This is a genomic window from uncultured Methanofollis sp. (assembly GCF_937919355.1).
Lineage (GTDB): Archaea > Halobacteriota > Methanomicrobia > Methanomicrobiales > Methanofollaceae > Methanofollis.
Window position 1 is genome coordinate 1 of sequence record NZ_CALFSA010000207.1, and the last position, 15,537, is coordinate 15,537.

The 15,537-nt window shown below is 63.6% G+C and carries 16 protein-coding genes and 1 pseudogene; 7 read left to right on the plus strand and 10 right to left on the minus strand.

Going from position 1 to position 15,537, the window contains the following annotated elements:
- Positions 1-208 precede the first annotated feature (208 nt).
- The 8 genes from Q0520_RS10055 to Q0520_RS10090 all read right to left on the minus strand — a co-directional run bounded on the left by Q0520_RS10055 (position 209) and on the right by Q0520_RS10090 (position 7,440).
- The gene (locus tag Q0520_RS10055; RefSeq protein WP_298669629.1) at positions 209-1,363 is read right to left on the minus strand and encodes a hypothetical protein; all 1,155 of its coding nucleotides are present in this window, start codon (positions 1,361-1,363) and stop codon (positions 209-211) included.
- On the minus strand, positions 1,364-2,008 hold the full coding sequence (locus Q0520_RS10060; RefSeq protein ID WP_298669632.1) for a YIP1 family protein: 645 nt from the start codon (positions 2,006-2,008) through the stop codon (positions 1,364-1,366).
- Positions 2,009-2,046: 38 nt separating this feature from the next.
- Positions 2,047-2,412, minus strand: coding sequence for a DUF2703 domain-containing protein (locus tag Q0520_RS10065; RefSeq protein WP_298669634.1), 366 nt, complete (start codon positions 2,410-2,412; stop codon positions 2,047-2,049).
- Positions 2,413-2,475: 63 nt separating this feature from the next.
- Positions 2,476-4,230 (minus strand): PAS domain S-box protein, encoded by a 1,755-nt coding sequence (locus Q0520_RS10070; RefSeq protein WP_298669636.1) that lies wholly within the window; start codon positions 4,228-4,230, stop codon positions 2,476-2,478.
- A gap of 21 nt (positions 4,231-4,251) precedes the next feature.
- On the minus strand, positions 4,252-5,394 hold the full coding sequence (locus Q0520_RS10075; protein WP_298669638.1) for a pyridoxal phosphate-dependent aminotransferase: 1,143 nt from the start codon (positions 5,392-5,394) through the stop codon (positions 4,252-4,254).
- Complete coding sequence (gene ribH / locus Q0520_RS10080; RefSeq protein WP_298669640.1) at positions 5,391-5,798, minus strand: 6,7-dimethyl-8-ribityllumazine synthase; 408 nt, start codon at positions 5,796-5,798, stop codon at positions 5,391-5,393. Before ribH ends, Q0520_RS10075 begins: the two co-directional genes overlap by 4 nt.
- A 50-nt stretch (positions 5,799-5,848) precedes the next feature.
- Positions 5,849-6,310: a riboflavin synthase gene (gene ribC / locus Q0520_RS10085; RefSeq protein ID WP_298669642.1), complete on the minus strand. Its 462-nt coding sequence runs from the start codon at positions 6,308-6,310 to the stop codon at positions 5,849-5,851.
- The gene (locus Q0520_RS10090) at positions 6,307-7,440 is read right to left on the minus strand and encodes an alanine--glyoxylate aminotransferase family protein (RefSeq protein WP_298669644.1); all 1,134 of its coding nucleotides are present in this window, start codon (positions 7,438-7,440) and stop codon (positions 6,307-6,309) included. The genes ribC and Q0520_RS10090 overlap by 4 nt, the downstream gene beginning before the upstream one ends.
- Before the next feature lie 120 nt (positions 7,441-7,560).
- Here Q0520_RS10090 and purE point away from each other — a divergent pair, with 120 nt between their 5' ends.
- The 4 genes and pseudogenes from purE to Q0520_RS10110 all read left to right on the plus strand — a co-directional run bounded on the left by purE (position 7,561) and on the right by Q0520_RS10110 (position 9,387).
- Positions 7,561-7,950 carry a 5-(carboxyamino)imidazole ribonucleotide mutase gene (gene purE, locus Q0520_RS10095; RefSeq protein ID WP_298669646.1) on the plus strand — a complete coding sequence of 130 codons (390 nt, stop codon included), beginning with the start codon at positions 7,561-7,563 and terminating at the stop codon, positions 7,948-7,950.
- A gap of 8 nt (positions 7,951-7,958) precedes the next feature.
- Positions 7,959-8,513: a GNAT family N-acetyltransferase gene (locus Q0520_RS10100; RefSeq protein WP_298669650.1), complete on the plus strand. Its 555-nt coding sequence runs from the start codon at positions 7,959-7,961 to the stop codon at positions 8,511-8,513.
- A gap of 356 nt (positions 8,514-8,869) precedes the next feature.
- Positions 8,870-9,013 (plus strand): annotated as a pseudogene (locus tag Q0520_RS10105) (nucleotidyltransferase domain-containing protein); the annotation flags it as partial.
- A 98-nt stretch (positions 9,014-9,111) separates the two neighbouring features.
- The gene (locus tag Q0520_RS10110) at positions 9,112-9,387 is read left to right on the plus strand and encodes a HEPN domain-containing protein (protein ID WP_298669667.1); all 276 of its coding nucleotides are present in this window, start codon (positions 9,112-9,114) and stop codon (positions 9,385-9,387) included.
- A gap of 56 nt (positions 9,388-9,443) precedes the next feature.
- Here the strand turns inward: Q0520_RS10110 and thiC are convergent, their stop codons facing one another.
- Positions 9,444-10,727, minus strand: coding sequence for a phosphomethylpyrimidine synthase ThiC (gene thiC, locus Q0520_RS10115; protein WP_298669653.1), 1,284 nt, complete (start codon positions 10,725-10,727; stop codon positions 9,444-9,446).
- Between the two features lie 25 nt (positions 10,728-10,752).
- On the opposite strand from thiC, the gene Q0520_RS10120 reads away from it, so the two are divergent.
- From Q0520_RS10120 to Q0520_RS10130, 3 genes are read left to right on the plus strand one after another with little or no spacing between them, the layout of a single operon-like run.
- Positions 10,753-11,352 carry an MBL fold metallo-hydrolase gene (locus Q0520_RS10120; protein WP_298669656.1) on the plus strand — a complete coding sequence of 200 codons (600 nt, stop codon included), beginning with the start codon at positions 10,753-10,755 and terminating at the stop codon, positions 11,350-11,352.
- Complete coding sequence (locus tag Q0520_RS10125; RefSeq protein WP_298669658.1) at positions 11,352-11,807, plus strand: DUF123 domain-containing protein; 456 nt, start codon at positions 11,352-11,354, stop codon at positions 11,805-11,807. The genes Q0520_RS10120 and Q0520_RS10125 overlap by 1 nt, the downstream gene beginning before the upstream one ends.
- The gene (locus Q0520_RS10130) at positions 11,804-12,355 is read left to right on the plus strand and encodes a flavodoxin family protein (protein WP_298669661.1); all 552 of its coding nucleotides are present in this window, start codon (positions 11,804-11,806) and stop codon (positions 12,353-12,355) included. The genes Q0520_RS10125 and Q0520_RS10130 overlap by 4 nt, the downstream gene beginning before the upstream one ends.
- Before the next feature lie 27 nt (positions 12,356-12,382).
- Here the strand turns inward: Q0520_RS10130 and Q0520_RS10135 are convergent.
- Positions 12,383-15,537 (minus strand): ABC transporter substrate binding protein (locus Q0520_RS10135; RefSeq protein ID WP_298669664.1); only part of this gene is annotated, 3,155 nt, incomplete at its 5' end.

The following is a 15,537-nucleotide window of genomic DNA, read 5'->3' on the forward strand; positions in this document are numbered from 1 at the left end:
CCCCCCCTCCGGGTGGGTGCGGGTGTGTGATTTCCGCGATGCTGTAAACGATCTCATGATATCGCCCTGTCGCGGAGATAATCGATATCAAGGCTCACAAATTTGTCTGTTGAATTTCAGCGCCTTCCGCGAACTGCTGTAAACGACTGAAAAGAAGGGGGGTCTGCTGTAAGAGTCCTGACCGGCAATGGTGTGGGTGTGCGCCCAACTATCCCCGCTTCGCCTTCCTCCAGGAGAGGTAGACCGCCGCCCCCACGACCACCGCGGCGGCGACGATGAGAAGAACGGCCGCCATCGGGAGGGGTGCGCCTCCCTCCCCCTCGCCGGTCAGGGCCGTCCCTTCGACAGAGATGTTCGTCCTCGTCGTATAGAGGTTCCCGTTTGTGTCCCTGTATTCGATGACGAGCGGGACCTCGGTGACGTTCTCGGCCCTGAAGGTCAGTTCGAAGTTCGAGAGGTCGTCCGGTTCCAGCGATGCGACCGGGTAGACGCGGTTCGGGTCGACGGGGACGCCCGGGTAGCCCACGGTGACCACGACCGCCTTTGCCACCTCAAGTCCAGCATTGGTCACGTCGCCCTTGACCTGGTACGAACTATTCTCACGGGTCACCTCCACCCCGGAGACGACGATCCGTGCGCCCTTCTTGTCCTCGGAGAAGACGATCGGTATCGATGCTTCGGTCGTCCGCTGGTTCCTCCCGTTCCTGTATGCCACAGTCATGGTGAGGGTGGTCTCACGGTCTGGCGTGATATTGAAGGTGGCCTCTGCGACCCCGTCGGGAGGAAGGGCGCCGATGAAGGTGCTCGTCGGGACGCTCACGATACCCTCTCCCGACGGCATCACCGAGACACCGTTAATCTCCCCCGAGCGCGGGTTGCTCACCGTCACCCGCACCAGTTCCTTCTTCCCCGCGGTGAAGGCGTCGGGGAGGTCGGCGACAGAGACCCGCGGTTCCACCGCCTCGACCTTCACCGGCACAGCGTAGCGCAATGACCCGGCATTCGTGAAGTCGAGGACAAAGTAGGGATAGTAGGTCCCCGAACTCCCGGTCGCCTGCACCGTAAAAGTGAAAGTGGCGTCGTTCCCAGCCCCGATTGCCCCGTAGGTCTGGTAAGGGTTGTCCAGGACGAGGATGTTCCCCTCGGTGTACATCTTCGCGCTCCTGACGGGCACGCTCACCTGTGCCGTGTTCTTCACCGTGACCGTGACCGTCGCCACATCGCCGGGCATCAGGACCGCCGGGTCGATCACCGCACCGGTGACCATCACCTGTGCGGCGTCTTCCTCAGGCGTCGCTGCGGTCGCCGCCCCGAAAAGGAGGAGGAGAAGGAAGAACGCACCGGTGAAGACAACCTCTCTCATCTACAGCACAGCGAGGATGATGATCAGGCCGATATATAAGAACACCGGCACGCCGACGACGACCGCGGCGTCCCTGATGGTGAGGGTGCGTGCGTACTTCATGCCGTAGATCCAGATGTTCGCCGCCCAGACAAGGAAGATGATGCCGAGGATCTGGCCCGCCTGGATCAGCGGGGAATTCGTGATCATCTCATTGAGGGCCCCTGCGGCCGCCGGGTCGGCAACGTTGATCGAGGGGAAGGTGAAGGTGGAGAGGAAGGAGTACGTCAGGACAAGTCCGATCAGGCTGGAGACGATGAGAGGGACGTAGCCGTACCCCACCGCTTCGATGCTCTTTTTCAGGTCGCCGGAACCGTTGTAGAAGGAGGAGAGGGCATAGAAGAGGAGAGCCTGGAGTGCCCAGACGATCAGGGCGCCGATCACGGTGCCGACTGCCACGGCAACTCCGATCAACTCTGTCAGCCCCTGCGCCTCCGGGGGGAGAATGGGGAGCATTGCGGTCATGGAGAGATACGCGGTGACGGCGCCGACGATCCCGGTGATCAGCACGAGGATGAAGGGCACCATCAGGGCCGGGGCTCTCTCCGCCCTCTCCCTGAAGAACCCGTCAGGGTTCACAAGGACATCAAGAATCCAGTGGCTCATAGGGAGAGGTGTACCCCGATCGATTTAAGGATAGGGGCTCACTCCTCCAGGGCGAGGAGCACCGCCTTCCTGAAGAAGATCTCCGGGAGCACCCGCCCGACAGGGGCGTCAGGGTCGAAGGCGAGGGCCGGATTACCGAGTTCCTCCATCCGCGAGGGCCCCGCGCAGTAGCGCTCGGCCCCTGCCGCCTCTGCAAGGAGGTCGTCGAGGGGGACGCCGTTGAAATAGACCATCCCCTCCCCGTCCGTCTCCTCGCCCCGCACCTCGACGGCGACGCCATTCTCCTCCAGCACCGGGACGAGTTCGCGGAGGAGTTCGGCAAGGCTCAGCCCCGTATCCGCCGTCCTGTACGGGCATTCGGCGCCGGACCGGCGCCTCCAGAGGACGACGAACCTTTCCCTCACTCCGGGGTCCCCCCATTCGACAGGATCATGGATGAACAGGATCGTCCCCTCCCCATAAAAACCTCAGCGTTTCCTGAGATACTCCCGCACCTTCTCCGACTCAATCCAGCCGCGGTCCAGCGCCGTGATGATACCGTCGATGATCTCTGCCTGCTCCAGGATCTGCCGGGCATGGCGCTCCTCGCAGTGGAGGTCGGCGATGCCGACGATAACGGCGAGAGGATTCCTGATCTCGTCGCCGAGGGTGGCGAACTGCTCGATGTTCTGCTCGATCTGTGCGTAGGCCTCGGCCCGCACTCTCTCCATCTCCATCCTCTCGGTGACGTCCCGCGCCACCCCCTGGGCGCCGACCATCATGCCGCCGTTCAGGATCGGGGCGGCATTGATCTCGAGGTACCGTGTCGACCCGTCCCTGGCGCGGATCCGGATCGCCAGTCCCTCGATCGCCTTCCCCTCCCGGAGGTCCGCAAAGAAGGATTCAAACTTCGAGAGATCGGCGTCTCCCTGTTCGAACACAAAACTTTTGCCCTGGAACTCACCGGTCTCGTACCCCGTGATACGGCGGATCGCTGGCGAGACATAGGTGAACCTGCCCTGGGCGTCGGTGGTGAAGATCAGGTCGAAACTCCGCTCGGCAAGGGCCCGGAACTTCTCCTCGCTCTCCCTGAGGGCGCTCTCCGACCGCCTCCTGATCCTGACCGTGTATCCCAGGAAGAGAACGGCGATACCGAGGGTGATGATGGCGAAGACAGCTGCCTCAGCCACGGTCCTGTCGATCTCGATCGATGGTGGGGGACTGTTGATCACCGTGCTCCCTGCTGGCAGGGTGGCGTTTTCAAGTCCAAACCTTTTGAGTTGAATATAGTCGAAGACATACTCCCCCCGTGGTTCTTTTTTCACCGGGATCGACGAGGCCGCCTCGCCGTTGAGAACTCTCCGGGTCATCATGCCCGCTTCCCACCCCTGGTCCTGTGCGGAGAGGAGTCTTCCCCCGGTCAGTCCGTCCCCCATATAGACCTCCCAGACACTGTAGACCGGGACGCGGGAGGCGCGGGAGACCTCCCTGACGACCTCGTCATATTCGTAATACGTGCCTCTTGCGTCCCTGGTGAGGGTCATGAGGAGGACGACCGTGTCCGGCGGGAGACGGTCGACGTCCTCTTTTATTTCATCAAGAGTCTGGTTCTCGGGAATAGTGAAGGTGAGGCGGCCCTCATAGCGCTTTGCGACCTCGTCGACCACCTTTCTGTCGGCAATGCCGGTCAGCGTGTTGTCGTTGACGACATAGACGTCCCTGACGCCGGGATCGAGGGAGAGAGCAGCGTCGATCGTCCCCTTAACATCGACTGTCTCGACGATCCCGGTGCAGTTCTCCCACCCCTCGAGATAGTCGTCCTCAAAATAGTTCACCCCGCAGAAGATGACCGGTACCCCCGGAAACAGGGCGTCATGGTACTCGCGGAGGAAATGAAAGGCGTATTCGTCCGAACAGATGATGGCGTCGAGCTTGATGTCGGCGTACTTGAACCTGTACATCTCGACGATCTCCGCGGAGTACCGGGAACTCGGGATCCGCGGCGTGTCCATGTACTCGATATAGAGGTTGATGTCGCTGGTGCTCTGGTCAAGGGCGGAAGATACCCCCTCGGTGACGCTGTCGGTCCAGGAGAGGCCTTCGTGATAGGAATGAAGAAGAAGGACGTTTTTTTCAGGGGATGTGGCGAGAGAGGCGGTCGGCAGCAGGAGTATCAGGCAAAAAAAGATGGCGAGAGGTATCAGCGGGGGCGATCCGTCCCCGCAGCGTCCTGAGGCGCTCATGCCGTGTGCAGTCTGTGGTTGTTACTGTGTATTTTTCCAGGCACGTATCCGCCTCATCGCCTCTTTCAACGTGGGTATGGAGGCAGCATAGGAGACGCGTATCCAGCCCGGGGCATTGAATGCTGTACCCGGCGTTGCGGCAACGTGAGCATCGTTCAGCCAGGAATGGGCGATCGCCATGTCGTCGCCCTCCACCTTCACGAAGGCGTAGAAGGCGCCGTCGGGCGGTGCGACCGTGTAGCCCATAGACCCGAACTCGTCGAGCATGTACATCCTCCGCGCCTCGAACTCCCTCCGCATCGTCTCGACGCAGGACTGGTCGCCCTGCAGGGCCGCGACGCCGCCCCACATGACAAAGGTCGTCGGGGAGGAGATCGAGTGCTGCTGGACCTTCAGCATCTGCCGCAGCACGGGCAGGGGTGCGACGGCATAACCGAGGCGCCACCCGGTCATGGCATAGGCCTTGGAGAAGCCGTTGATGGTGACCGTCCGCTCGGCCATGTCCCCCAGGGCCGCGAGGGATATGTGCTCCTTGCCGTAGATGAGTTTCTCGTAGATCTCGTCGGAGAGGGCGAGGAGGTCGTAGTCCTCGCAGAGGTCGGCGACGAGTTTCAGGGAGGCCTTCGAGAGCACCGTGCCCGTCGGGTTCGAGGGGGTGTTGACGATGATCATCTTCGTCTTCTGCCCGACCCTCTCCAGGATGGCATCGTCGATCTGGAAGGACGGTTCCTTCAGGGGAAGGTGGACGACTTTCCCCCCGGCCATCTGGACGCAGGGCTCGTAACTGACCCAGGACGGGTCGGGGAGGATCACCTCGTCGCCCGGGTTGAGGCATGCCTGCATGGCCTCGTAGATGGCGTCCTTGGCCCCGCAGGTGGCGATGACATTCTCCGGGCCGCAGGGGATCCCGTTCTCCGTCCGGCACTTCGCCGCCACCGCGTGGAGGAGTTCGGGGATGCCGGCCGAGGGGGCATAGTGGGTCTCGCCGCGCGCAAGGGCGTCGGAGCAGGCCTGCACGATATGCTCGGGCGTGGCGAAGTCGGGTTCGCCGATGGAGAGGCTGATCACGTCGATCCCCTCTCTCTTCATCCTTTTTGCGGCGTCGGTGATCTCGATCGTCGCCGAGGGGGCGACGGCGCCGATCTTCTCGGAGAGGGCTTTCATCCTAATCTCTGAACCATCTTGACGGCAGATTCAACAGCGCGCTTTGCGTAGTCGATCCTCTCGTTTGCCTCCAGGCGGGTCATGCCGGGCCCGGAGATGCCGAGGGTGACCGGTTTGTTGTACTCGAGGGAGAGGTCGATGATCTTCCGGGCGGCGTGCTGGACGACGATCTCGTCGTGCTGGGTCGCACCCTCGATGACGCAGCCGATGGTGACGACGGCGTCGACCTTCCCCTCGGAGAGGAGTTTCTTGATCGCAAGGGGCATGTCGTAGGCGCCGGGCACATAGAAGCACTCGGTGACCTCTGCGCCGAGGAACTTTGCGTGCTCCCGCCCCTCGATCTCCATCATATAGGTGATGTCGCGGTTGAACTCCGAAACCACAAAACCAAGCTTGATTGTCATAGTCTTCTCCTCGATCGATCCTGTCTGTATGTTCTATTTATTCTGCCGGTTCACTGCCTCGCAGGACCTGCGTCCTCGAAGCCCTGTCTCTGGCCGGTGCCGGCCATTCTGGTGAGGACCTGCGGCCTGAGGATGAGGTTCACGGCATTGACGGCGTGCTCCCTCGTCCGCTGTTCTGCAAGCCAGGCAAGTTCTCCGTCGTTCTCGGCCTCGTCCTCGTGGACGAAGACCTCGATGATGTGGTGGTTGGTCATGAGCTGGGCGAGCATGAGGCCCTGGGAGGCCTCATGTGCGCACATCCTGTCCTTCTCCTTGCCGCCCGGCATACCGAGGGCGATGACGATGTCGCATCCCCGCTCCTCGATGAGTTTCTTGCAGGCGACAGGGAGGTCCTTGAAACCCGGGACTGTGTAGCGCTCGATCCCGACGCTCGCGTATTTGCGGAGTTCGTCGATGGCGATCGCGCCCATGTCGACGCGTGCGAATGTGGTGTCAGCGACGCCGACCTTCATGGGTCGAGCACCTCTGCCGCGGCCTCGACACCGTCGCCCACGCCGGCAACTCCTGCCTTGCGAAGTGCGTGCTGGACGGTGGCGAGGGTGGCGAGGATCTCGGGGGCGCTGACCGCACCCATCGAGCCGATCCTGAAGATCTTGCCCTTGAGGTGGTCCTGGCCGCCGGCGATCTCGATGCCCATCTTCTTCACGGTGCCGCGGAGGGCTGAGTCGGTGACGCCCGCAGGCATCTTCGCTGCGGTGACGGTGTTCGAGTAGGCGGAGACGGCGTCGAGGGTCGGGAACATCTCAAGGCCCCAGGCGGCGACCGCGGCGCGGACCGAGGCCGACATCCTGTGGTGCCGGGCGACGCGGGCCTGCATGCCTTCTTCCCTGATCATCTTCAGGGCCTCGGTGAGGGCGAGGAAGAGGGGGACGGCCGGGGTGTACGGGGTCTCCATGGGGGTCTTCTGGCCGTTCTTCCGGTAAGCGGCAAGGTCGAGGTAGAAGGGCCTCTTCTCGGCGATCCTCTCCCAGGCGCGGTCCGAGACGGCGACGGCCGCAAGGCCTGCCGGTGCGGCCAGGCACTTCTGCGACCCGACGATCGCGACGTCAACGCCCCACTCGTCCATGCGGACGTCGTCGCCGCCGACAGAGGTGACGCCGTCCATCACGAAGAGGGCGTCGTGCTTGCGGGCGAGTTTCCCGACTTCTTTTGCGGGGTTGAGGATGCCTGCGGAGGTCTCGTTGTGGACCATCGTCACCATTTCGGCACCGTTCTCGAGGGCCGCGGCAAGGGCGTCGAGGTCGACGGGCGTGCCCCACTCGGAGTTGATGGCCGTCGCTTCGCCGTAGCGCTGCCCGATCTTCCAGAGGCGATCGCCGAATTTGCCGTTGACGAGGGAGGCGATCTTCTTGCCCTGCCCGAAGTTGGCGATCGCCGCCTCCATGCCGGCGGTTCCGGAACCACTGATGATATAAACTTCGTTCCTGGTCCCGAAGCAGTCCTTGAGGACGTCAACGCTCTCGGCGTAGGCGGCGCCGAACTCGGGGCCGCGGTGGTTGATTGCCTGCCGCATCATTGCCTGCCGTACCCGTTCCGGCACCGGCACCGGTCCCGGCAGCATCAGGAGTCTTTCGTTTTCCATAAGAGATCAGTATATACTGGTGCACGCTCCGGGGAAATGTAGGTTACCCCCGCGGCCGGTGCGGGACAAAGGATAACCGTTCCTGAACGCAAAATATGCTCTGAAAATTGGAGAGATATCATGCCTGATGTTGCTATTATTACAGGGTCTGCCTCGGACAGCGCCATTGCCGAGAAGGCCGTGAAAGTGCTCGACGAGTACGGGATCGCGTACGACCTCCAGGTGATCTCAGCCCACCGTGACCCCGACCGCCTGGACGGGTACGTGAAGGGATCGGACGCGAAGGTCTTCATCTGCATCGCCGGGATGTCGGCGGCCTTGCCGGGTGTCGTCGCCTCGAAGACGAAGAAACCGGTGATCGGCGTGCCCGTCTCCGGGAAACTCCTCGGCGGTCTCGACGCCCTCCTCTCGGTCGTCCAGATGCCGAAGGGCGTGCCTGTTGCGTGCGTCGCGGTCGACGGCGGAGAGAACGCCGCCCACCTGGCGGCGCGGATCCTCGGGGTGGCCTGATCAGGACGATGTCTGCCCAACCGACTCTCCATACGGTGCGTCTCCGTCTCGTGCCGCCAAGCCTCTCCGATGCTCCGGAGGCCGCACGCCTTGCCAGTGACCCTGCGGTCGCGGATACGGCGGTGCGGATGCCCTACCCGTACCCGCAGGGGATGGCGAAGGCCTGGATCGCAGCGAGCATTGTCGGGTGGGCGAACGACCGGTGTGCCGTCTGGAAGGTGGTGCGGGGCAGGCACGGCGTCTTCCTCGGTGCGGTCAGCCTGACCATCGACTCCGAGAACAGGAACGCCGAACTCGGGTACTGGATACGGACCGACGAGTGGGGGCGGGGCTATGCGACTGAGGCGGCGGTGGCGGCGGTCGCCTTCGCCTTCGGGGTCCTCGGCCTCCACCGTGTCCATGCCTCCTGCCTGCGGCGGAACCCGGCCTCGGCGCGGGTGCTCGAAAAGGCCGGTCTGTGTTTCGAGGGGTGCCGGCCGGGGCACATCTACCACAGGGGGAAGTTCGAGGACGTGCTCGAGTACGGCGTGGTGGAGGGGGATCGTCACGCGCGAAACCCCTGAAAAATAGGTTCTGGAGGTTTTCACCTGCTCTCTCGTGACGGCACCGATACGGTGATATATGAATTCACAATTATGAACAAATGTTCATAATTCCGAACATATGTTCAAAAAATACGATTGATCTTCTTGTCTTTCTGGGGAGGCGATACAGGGAGGAGTTCTATGTGAGGGAGATGGCCCGCACCATCGGGGTGAGTGCGGGATCGGCGAGCGAAGATCTCCGGGAACTCCATGAGGCCGGACTCGTGACGCGGGAGAAGAAGGGGCGCCTCGTCCTTTACAGGGCCGATATGACCAGTCCTCTCCTGCGGGAGATCAAGGTCTGTGCCACTCTTGTCGAACTGAACTCGCTTGTCATGGCACTGCGGGCGGTTGCCACCCGCGTCGTCCTCTTCGGGAGTTGCGCAACCGGGGAGAACACAGATGAGAGCGATATCGATCTATGTGTCGAGTCAGATGACCGCGATGGTGTGGAAAGGCTGGTCCGGGCAGTCGACGCCCTCCAGAGCAGGGAGTTCTCTCTCATCCTCCTTTCTCCAGATGAGTTCTTGGAAGTGCCCGCCGCTCCCTGGAGGAGGGAGATGTCAAATGGGCCATTATCCAGGGATACTATGCTCAGTTCCACTCTCTCCGTGCCCTTGTCTTCGGGGAAGGCTACCGGGAGAAGAGTCATGCCTGTCTTAGATATGCCGTCGAGGCACTCCTCGTGGACACGGCCCTCCTGTCCATCGACGTGATCACAGACTTTTCAGCCGCAATGCGCATGAGGGAAAGCGCTGATTACGGTGCTGTCTATGCTGACGATGCGGCGTACAGGTTCATCGCTGCAGCAGAGAGAATGCTGGAGAGTGCCAGGCAGATTGCGTCACGCTGACGTGGGGAGGTGCAGGCACCCGTGGCCTGTCCTCTTGAATGCGCCCTTGAATGCGCCTACTCCTTCGGCTTCTCGTCGAGCAGGTCCCGCACCATCTTGATCGCGCAGAGGTCGCCGCACATCGAGCAGGTGTCGAGTTCGCCGTCCCTCTCGTGCATCTTCCGGGCGTGGTCGCCGTACATCGCCGCCGCAAACTGGTCGTCCCAGTTGAGGCGCCGGCGGGCCTGTGCCATCTTCAGGTCTGCCTTGGCATGGGCGCCCTCGCCCAGGCGTGCGATGTCGCCGACATGTGCGGCGATCTTCGCCACCCGCGTCCCCTCGACGATGTCGTCGAGGTCGGGGAGGGCGAGGTGCTCCGCGGGCGAGACCATGCAGAGGAAGTCGAGGCCGTGCATCGCCGCCACCGCCCCACCTATCGCCCCGACCACGTGGTCGTAGCCCGTGCCGATGTCTGTCACCAGGGGACCGAGGAGGTAGAGGGGCGCCCCGTCGGTGAGTTCCTTCATCATCTGCACATTGTAGCCGATCTGGTCGATGGGCATGTGGCCCGGCCCCTCGATGAAGCGCTGGACCCCGCGGGAGAGGGCCTGCTTCGCGAGGCGGGCGAGGGTGACGTACTCCGTCGCCTTCGCAAGCCTCTCGGCGTCGTACAGGCACCCCGGCCGCATCCCGTCGCCGAGGGAGATGACGACGTCGTTCTCCTCAAGGATCTCAAGGAGGTAGTCGTACTCCTTGTAGAGGGGGTTCTCCTCCCCGGTGGCCGCCATCATCGCCACATGGAAGGCGCCGCCCCGCGAGACCACGCCCATGATCCGCGGGTCTGTCTTCAGGGCGGCAAGTGCGTCCCTGTTCACCCCGCAGTGGAGGGTGAGGAAGTCCACGCCCTGCTTGCAGTGGTCCCTGATGACATTGAAGAGGATGTCCGAGGTGACGTCCGCGGCCGACCCGGCCCGGCGAATCGCCTCGTAGATCGGGACCGTGCCGATAGGGGCGTCGAGGGCGAGGATACGCTTCCTGATCGCCGGGAGGTCGCCGCCGGTCGAGAGGTCCATGAGGGCGTCGGCGCCGTTTGCAAGTGCCGCCTCGGCCTTCCTGATCTCAAGGTCAGGGTCGCACCTCTGCACCGAGGTGCCTACATTGACATTCACCTTGATCCGGCACCCTTCGCCGATGGCGACGAGGCGGTGCGGACGGCGGGGGTTGGCGGCAACGGTGATCCGCCCCCTCGTCACTGCACGGGCGGCCTGCCGCGGTGAAAGCCCTTCGTCCCTTGCGATCGCCTCGATCTCGGGCGGAACGCTTTTAAGGGACTCCTTGATCAGGGTTTGCATAACACACATCTGTCACCGATCCTTATTATTCTGCATGCCAGTCACGTGGTTGCCGGGAGAGGGGTTCTTCGCGAACAGTTACCTCTTCGGCGAGGTACTCATCGATGCCGGGGTCTACCCGATGGCCGTCGCCCCCCATGCAGACAGGATCAGGACGATTGTCGTCACCCACACGCACTACGACCATATCGCCCACCTGAAGGAGATCGCGGCGATGACAGGTGCGGAGGTCTGCGTCCACGCCCTCGACGTCCCCGGCCTCACGGAGGACACGCCGAGTCTTGCGCCGATGTTCTGCGAGCACCCGCCGATGGTCGTCCCCGACCGCGTCCTTGCGGACGGGGATAGGGTCGGCGGCCTCCTTGTCATCCACACCCCCGGCCACACGCCCGGCGGGGTCTCGCTGTATAGCGAGGAGGAGCGTGCCCTCTTCTGCGGCGACACCGTCTTTCCGGGCGGGTCTTTCGGGCGGTACGACTTTCCGGGCGGTGACGGCCGCGCCCTTGCCGCCTCGATAGAGCGCCTCTCCGCCCTCGACGTCGAGGGGCTGTACCCCGGCCACGGCGACCCGGTGAAAAGCGGCGGCAGCAGGCATGTCAGGGCGGCGGCCATCGCCCTGAAGGGCGGGCGGTGATGAAGGGCGTCTACTGCCTCGTCCTCCGGACTCCGGGCCGCGAGGTGGCGGTCGGCCGTCTCGGGCCTGTTATCTTCAGGGCCGGGTACTACATCTATGTCGGATCGGCCCTCGGCCCCGGCGGGCTTGAGGCGCGGGTCGGCCGGCATTTCAGGCGTGCGACGACGCACGAGGGGAGGCCGCACTGGCACATCGACCATCTCCTCATCTCTCCCGACGTCGCTCTCGTCGGTGCCGTCCTCGGGGCGACAGAGGAGGATATGGAGTGCCGCCTCGCCGCCGCGATCGGCGGTGAGGCCGTGGCCGGGTTCGGGTGCACAGACTGTTCCTGCTCCTCGCACCTCTTTTTCCGGACTGAAGAGCCCTTTGCCGGGATCGCCGGGGTGTTCCGGGGTATGGGCCTTGTCCCGCAGATCAGAAAGAGCAATATGGGGGAAGTCCATCTCAGTGCATGAAGGTCCTCGGCATATCAGGGAGCATGAGAAAGGACGGCAACACCGCCCAGCTGGTCAGGTACATCCTTGCGAAGGTGCAGACGTCGGGGATCGAGACCGAGTTCGTCTCCCTTGCCGGCCGCATCGTCCACCCCTGCACCGGGTGCGAGAGGTGCAAGGAGACGAAGTGGTGCGTCATCGAGGGCGACGGCTGGGACGACATCGCCCACCGCATGATCGAGGCCGAGGTGGTCGTCATGGGGTCGCCGACCTACTATTATGACGTCAACGGCCAGATGAAGAACCTCATCGACCGGACCTACTCCCTGTATCACGACCGGAAACTCTCGGGCAGGAGCGCCGTTGCCGTGACGGTCTGCGCCGACCGCGGCTGCGAGCGCTCCCTGGAGACGATCGAGGGTTTCCTGAACACCCACCAGTTCTCGTACCTCGGCCATGTCTGCGGGAAGGCCTACCTCCCCGGCGAGATCATGACAGACGCCAGGGCGGTGAAGAAGGCCGACGAGGTCGCACAGAAGATCGTCAACCTCCTCCAGCCGAAGGACTAATTCTTTTTTAGCAGGGAGGCCATCCCCTCACTGCCTGCTGCCGACGATCTCGTCGATAGCAGCGACGAGGTCGTCCACCCTGAAGGGTTTGGGAAGGGCGGCGGCAAAACCGTACTCTGAGTACGACGCCATCACCGGGTCGTCGGAGTACCCGCTCGACGCGATCGCCTTCACGCCGGGGTCGATGGCGAGGAGGCGCTCGATAGCGTCCTTCCCTCCCATGCCGCCGGGGACGGTCAGGTCCAGGACGACGGCGTCGAAGGGTTTTCCCTCCACACGCGCCGCTTCGTAGCGCTCGACCGCCACTGCACCGTCGGCCGCTGTCTCGACGACAAAGCCCTTCTTCCCGAGCATCAGGGCCATCACCTCCCTGATCCCCTCCTCGTCGTCCATGATCAGCACTCTCCTCCGGCGCCCGCCGTTCTCCTGCGCCCGGGGCGCTTCCTTTCTCTCCTGGCGCGGCGCTCTCTCACTCGCCGGGAGGTAGACCGTGAAGGTCGTCCCGAGGCCGGGCGTCGAGGCGACGTCGATGGTGCCCTCGTGCCTCCGGACGATGGAGAGGGCGCTTGAAAGGCCGAGGCCCCGGCCATGCACCTTCGTCGTGAAATAGGGGTCGAAGATCTTTCCCAGGTGGGCGGGGTCGATCCCCTGCCCGGTATCGGTCACCTCGATCCTGACGTATCTGCCTGGCCGGAGAGAGGGACGGGCGTCGGTAACCTCCATGTTCTTCGCCCGGATCGTGAGAGTGCCCCCTCCGGCCATAGCCTGCGCGGCATTCAGGACGAGGTTCCCGATCACCTGGGAGATCTGCCCGATATCCACGTCCACGGCCCAGAGGCCCTCCTCGATCTCGAAGACGGGCCGCACTCCTGAACCCCGCAGACTGAAGGACGCCGTCTCCGTGATCATGCCGGTGAGGTGGCGTGCCTCGCGCACGGGCGCACCCCCGCGGGCGAAGGTGAGGAGTTGCGCCGTGAGGTCACGCGCCCTGAATAGTGCTGACTCAGCGTCTTTGAGATATGTACGCCGTTCGTCGTCCGCGGCAAGGCCGTCTCCGGCGAACTGGATGTTCGCCAGGATCGCCATCAGGAAGTTGTTGAAGTCATGGGCGATCCCGCCGGCAAGGAGACCGACAGACTCGAGTTTCTGGGCCCGGAGCATCTCCTCCTCGGCATGTCTCTCGGCGGTGACGTCGCGGACGACGATCACGGAACCGGTGGCGCGGCGTTCCGGGCCGCAGATGGGGGCGACCGATCCCGAGATGATCCGCTCGCTCCCGTCCCTCCTCTGGAGGACCGCGTCGCACTCCGTGCCGGTAGGCGGCACGGTGACCACCTCTCTGGTCTTCGGGTCGATCACCCGCAGGACCCCGGCGAGGTCTTTCCCTTCGGCCTCCTCCTGCGGCCATCCGGTGAGGGCCTCCGCGGCGCGGTTCATCAGGGCGATCCTGCCGCCGGTGTCGGTGGCGATCACACTGTCGGCGATCGAGCGCAGGGTGACGGCAAGTCGTTCCTTCTCCGTGGCAAGGTTTGCCTCGACCGCCTTGCGCTCCTCGATCTCCGCTTTCAACTGCCCGACGGCGCGGTCCAGGTCGGCGGTCCGCACCGCCACCAGGTCGGCAAGGTGCCGCCGGTGGAGGGCGAGTTCGTCGTCGGCCATCCTGCGGGCGGTGACGTCGGTGTTCAGGCCTGTCATCCTGAGGGGCATGCCGTTCTCCCGCTCGACGATACGGCCACGACCGAGTACCCATTTCCACCCGCCGTCTTTTGTCATCATCCTGAACTCGGCCTTGAAGATACCGTTCCTGTCCTGGACAGCACCGGTGAGGGCGGCGACCGCTCCATCCCGGTCGTCGGGGTGGAGGAGGTTCTCCCATGTCGAGAAGGAGGGACTGAACTCGTCGGGGCCGTAGCCGAGCATGCGGTACCACCCCGGACTGAAATAGGCGGTTCCGTCCGGGATGTGCCAGTCCCACAGACCGTCGTTTGTCGCTTCAAGTGCGGTGGAAAGACGCTCTTCACTCTTCCGCAACCTGTCCTCGGTCACCTTCAACCGGCGGTTCATGGCCGTGAGGGTGACGAGGAGGAGGAGGAGGAGGAAACCGCCGATAGCGGCGGTCCAGAGTGTCCCGGTCTCCACCTCGACCGTACCCGGCGGGCGGTTGACCACGGTGCTCCCGGCGGGCAGGGCCGACTCGGAGATACCGGACCTCTGGAGTTCATTGTAATCGAAGAACGCCTTTTCCGGTCTGGCAACAACCGGCGGAACTTCTTCGACAGATTTTCCGTCCAGGATCGCCGACGCCATTCCTGCTGCCGTCGCCCCCTGGACGGAGCCGCGGGTCATGTAGCCGCCGACGATCCCTTTCCCGAGATAGAAGTCCCAGACACCGTAGATCGGGACTCCTGTCGCCGACCGCACCCGCGCCGCGATCTCGTCGTAGGTGTAGCCGCGGCCGGCGGCGTCTGTGTTGTAGGTGAGGAGGAGGACGACGCTCTCCGGGGGAAGGGCCTGCAGGGACGCCTCGACATCGGTGAAGGGAAGGTTTTCGAGGACTGTCACGTTCACCCGGTCCTCGTATTCGGGGACGATCTCCCTGAGAAGAAGGGCATTCTCCTTCCCCGCCGTCGAGATGTTGTCGTTGACGATGACGAGGTTCTTCGTCTCCGGGTGGAGAGAGAGGGCGAGGTCGATCGTCCGCGGGATCTCGTAGTCTTCCATGACGCCGGTGAAGTCCGGGCGTTCAGGGACCTGACGGTCGGGTCGCCAGTTCAGGCCGACGACGACAACGGGCGTGTCCGGGAAGAGGTCGTCTTTGTACTCCCTGAGGAACTGGTAGGCGTCCTCCTCCGAGGCGATGATGACGTCCGGGGGACTGTCGCGGTACTTTTCACGGTAGATGTCAGCGAGGCCGTCAAAGTACGCCTTTCCGGTGGCGTGCTTCGTGTCCATGTACTCTATGCGCAGGTCAGTCCCGGAGTCGGGCGGGAGCACGGAGACAACCCCGGCGACGACGTCGTCGGTCCAGACAAATCCCTGGTTGTAGGAGAGGAGGAGCATCACGGTCTGCGTCTCGCCGGCATCACCGCCGGCGCCCGGCGTGATCATGGCGAGAAAAATGAGGATGGTGCAGATCAGCACCCGCGGCAGGGTCGGGGAGGGTCTCTCCGTGCCGTTCACGA

Bases quoted from the DNA above. Each gene is read 5' to 3' on its own strand.
- Q0520_RS10055 (WP_298669629.1), bottom strand. From the start codon at position 1,363: ATGAGAGAGGTTGTCTTCACCGGTGCGTTCTTCCTTCTCCTCCTCCTT.
- Q0520_RS10060 (WP_298669632.1), bottom strand. From the start codon at position 2,008: ATGAGCCACTGGATTCTTGATGTCCTTGTGAACCCTGACGGGTTCTTC.
- Q0520_RS10070 (WP_298669636.1), bottom strand. From the start codon at position 4,230: ATGAGCGCCTCAGGACGCTGCGGGGACGGATCGCCCCCGCTGATACCT.
- Q0520_RS10075 (WP_298669638.1), bottom strand. From the start codon at position 5,394: ATGAAAGCCCTCTCCGAGAAGATCGGCGCCGTCGCCCCCTCGGCGACG.
- ribH (WP_298669640.1), bottom strand. From the start codon at position 5,798: ATGACAATCAAGCTTGGTTTTGTGGTTTCGGAGTTCAACCGCGACATC.
- ribC (WP_298669642.1), bottom strand. From the start codon at position 6,310: ATGAAGGTCGGCGTCGCTGACACCACATTCGCACGCGTCGACATGGGC.
- Q0520_RS10090 (WP_298669644.1), bottom strand. From the start codon at position 7,440: ATGGAAAACGAAAGACTCCTGATGCTGCCGGGACCGGTGCCGGTGCCG.
- purE (WP_298669646.1), top strand. From the start codon at position 7,561: ATGCCTGATGTTGCTATTATTACAGGGTCTGCCTCGGACAGCGCCATT.
- Q0520_RS10100 (WP_298669650.1), top strand. From the start codon at position 7,959: ATGTCTGCCCAACCGACTCTCCATACGGTGCGTCTCCGTCTCGTGCCG.
- thiC (WP_298669653.1), bottom strand. From the start codon at position 10,727: ATGTGTGTTATGCAAACCCTGATCAAGGAGTCCCTTAAAAGCGTTCCG.
- Q0520_RS10120 (WP_298669656.1), top strand. From the start codon at position 10,753: ATGCCAGTCACGTGGTTGCCGGGAGAGGGGTTCTTCGCGAACAGTTAC.
- Q0520_RS10125 (WP_298669658.1), top strand. From the start codon at position 11,352: ATGAAGGGCGTCTACTGCCTCGTCCTCCGGACTCCGGGCCGCGAGGTG.
- Q0520_RS10130 (WP_298669661.1), top strand. From the start codon at position 11,804: ATGAAGGTCCTCGGCATATCAGGGAGCATGAGAAAGGACGGCAACACC.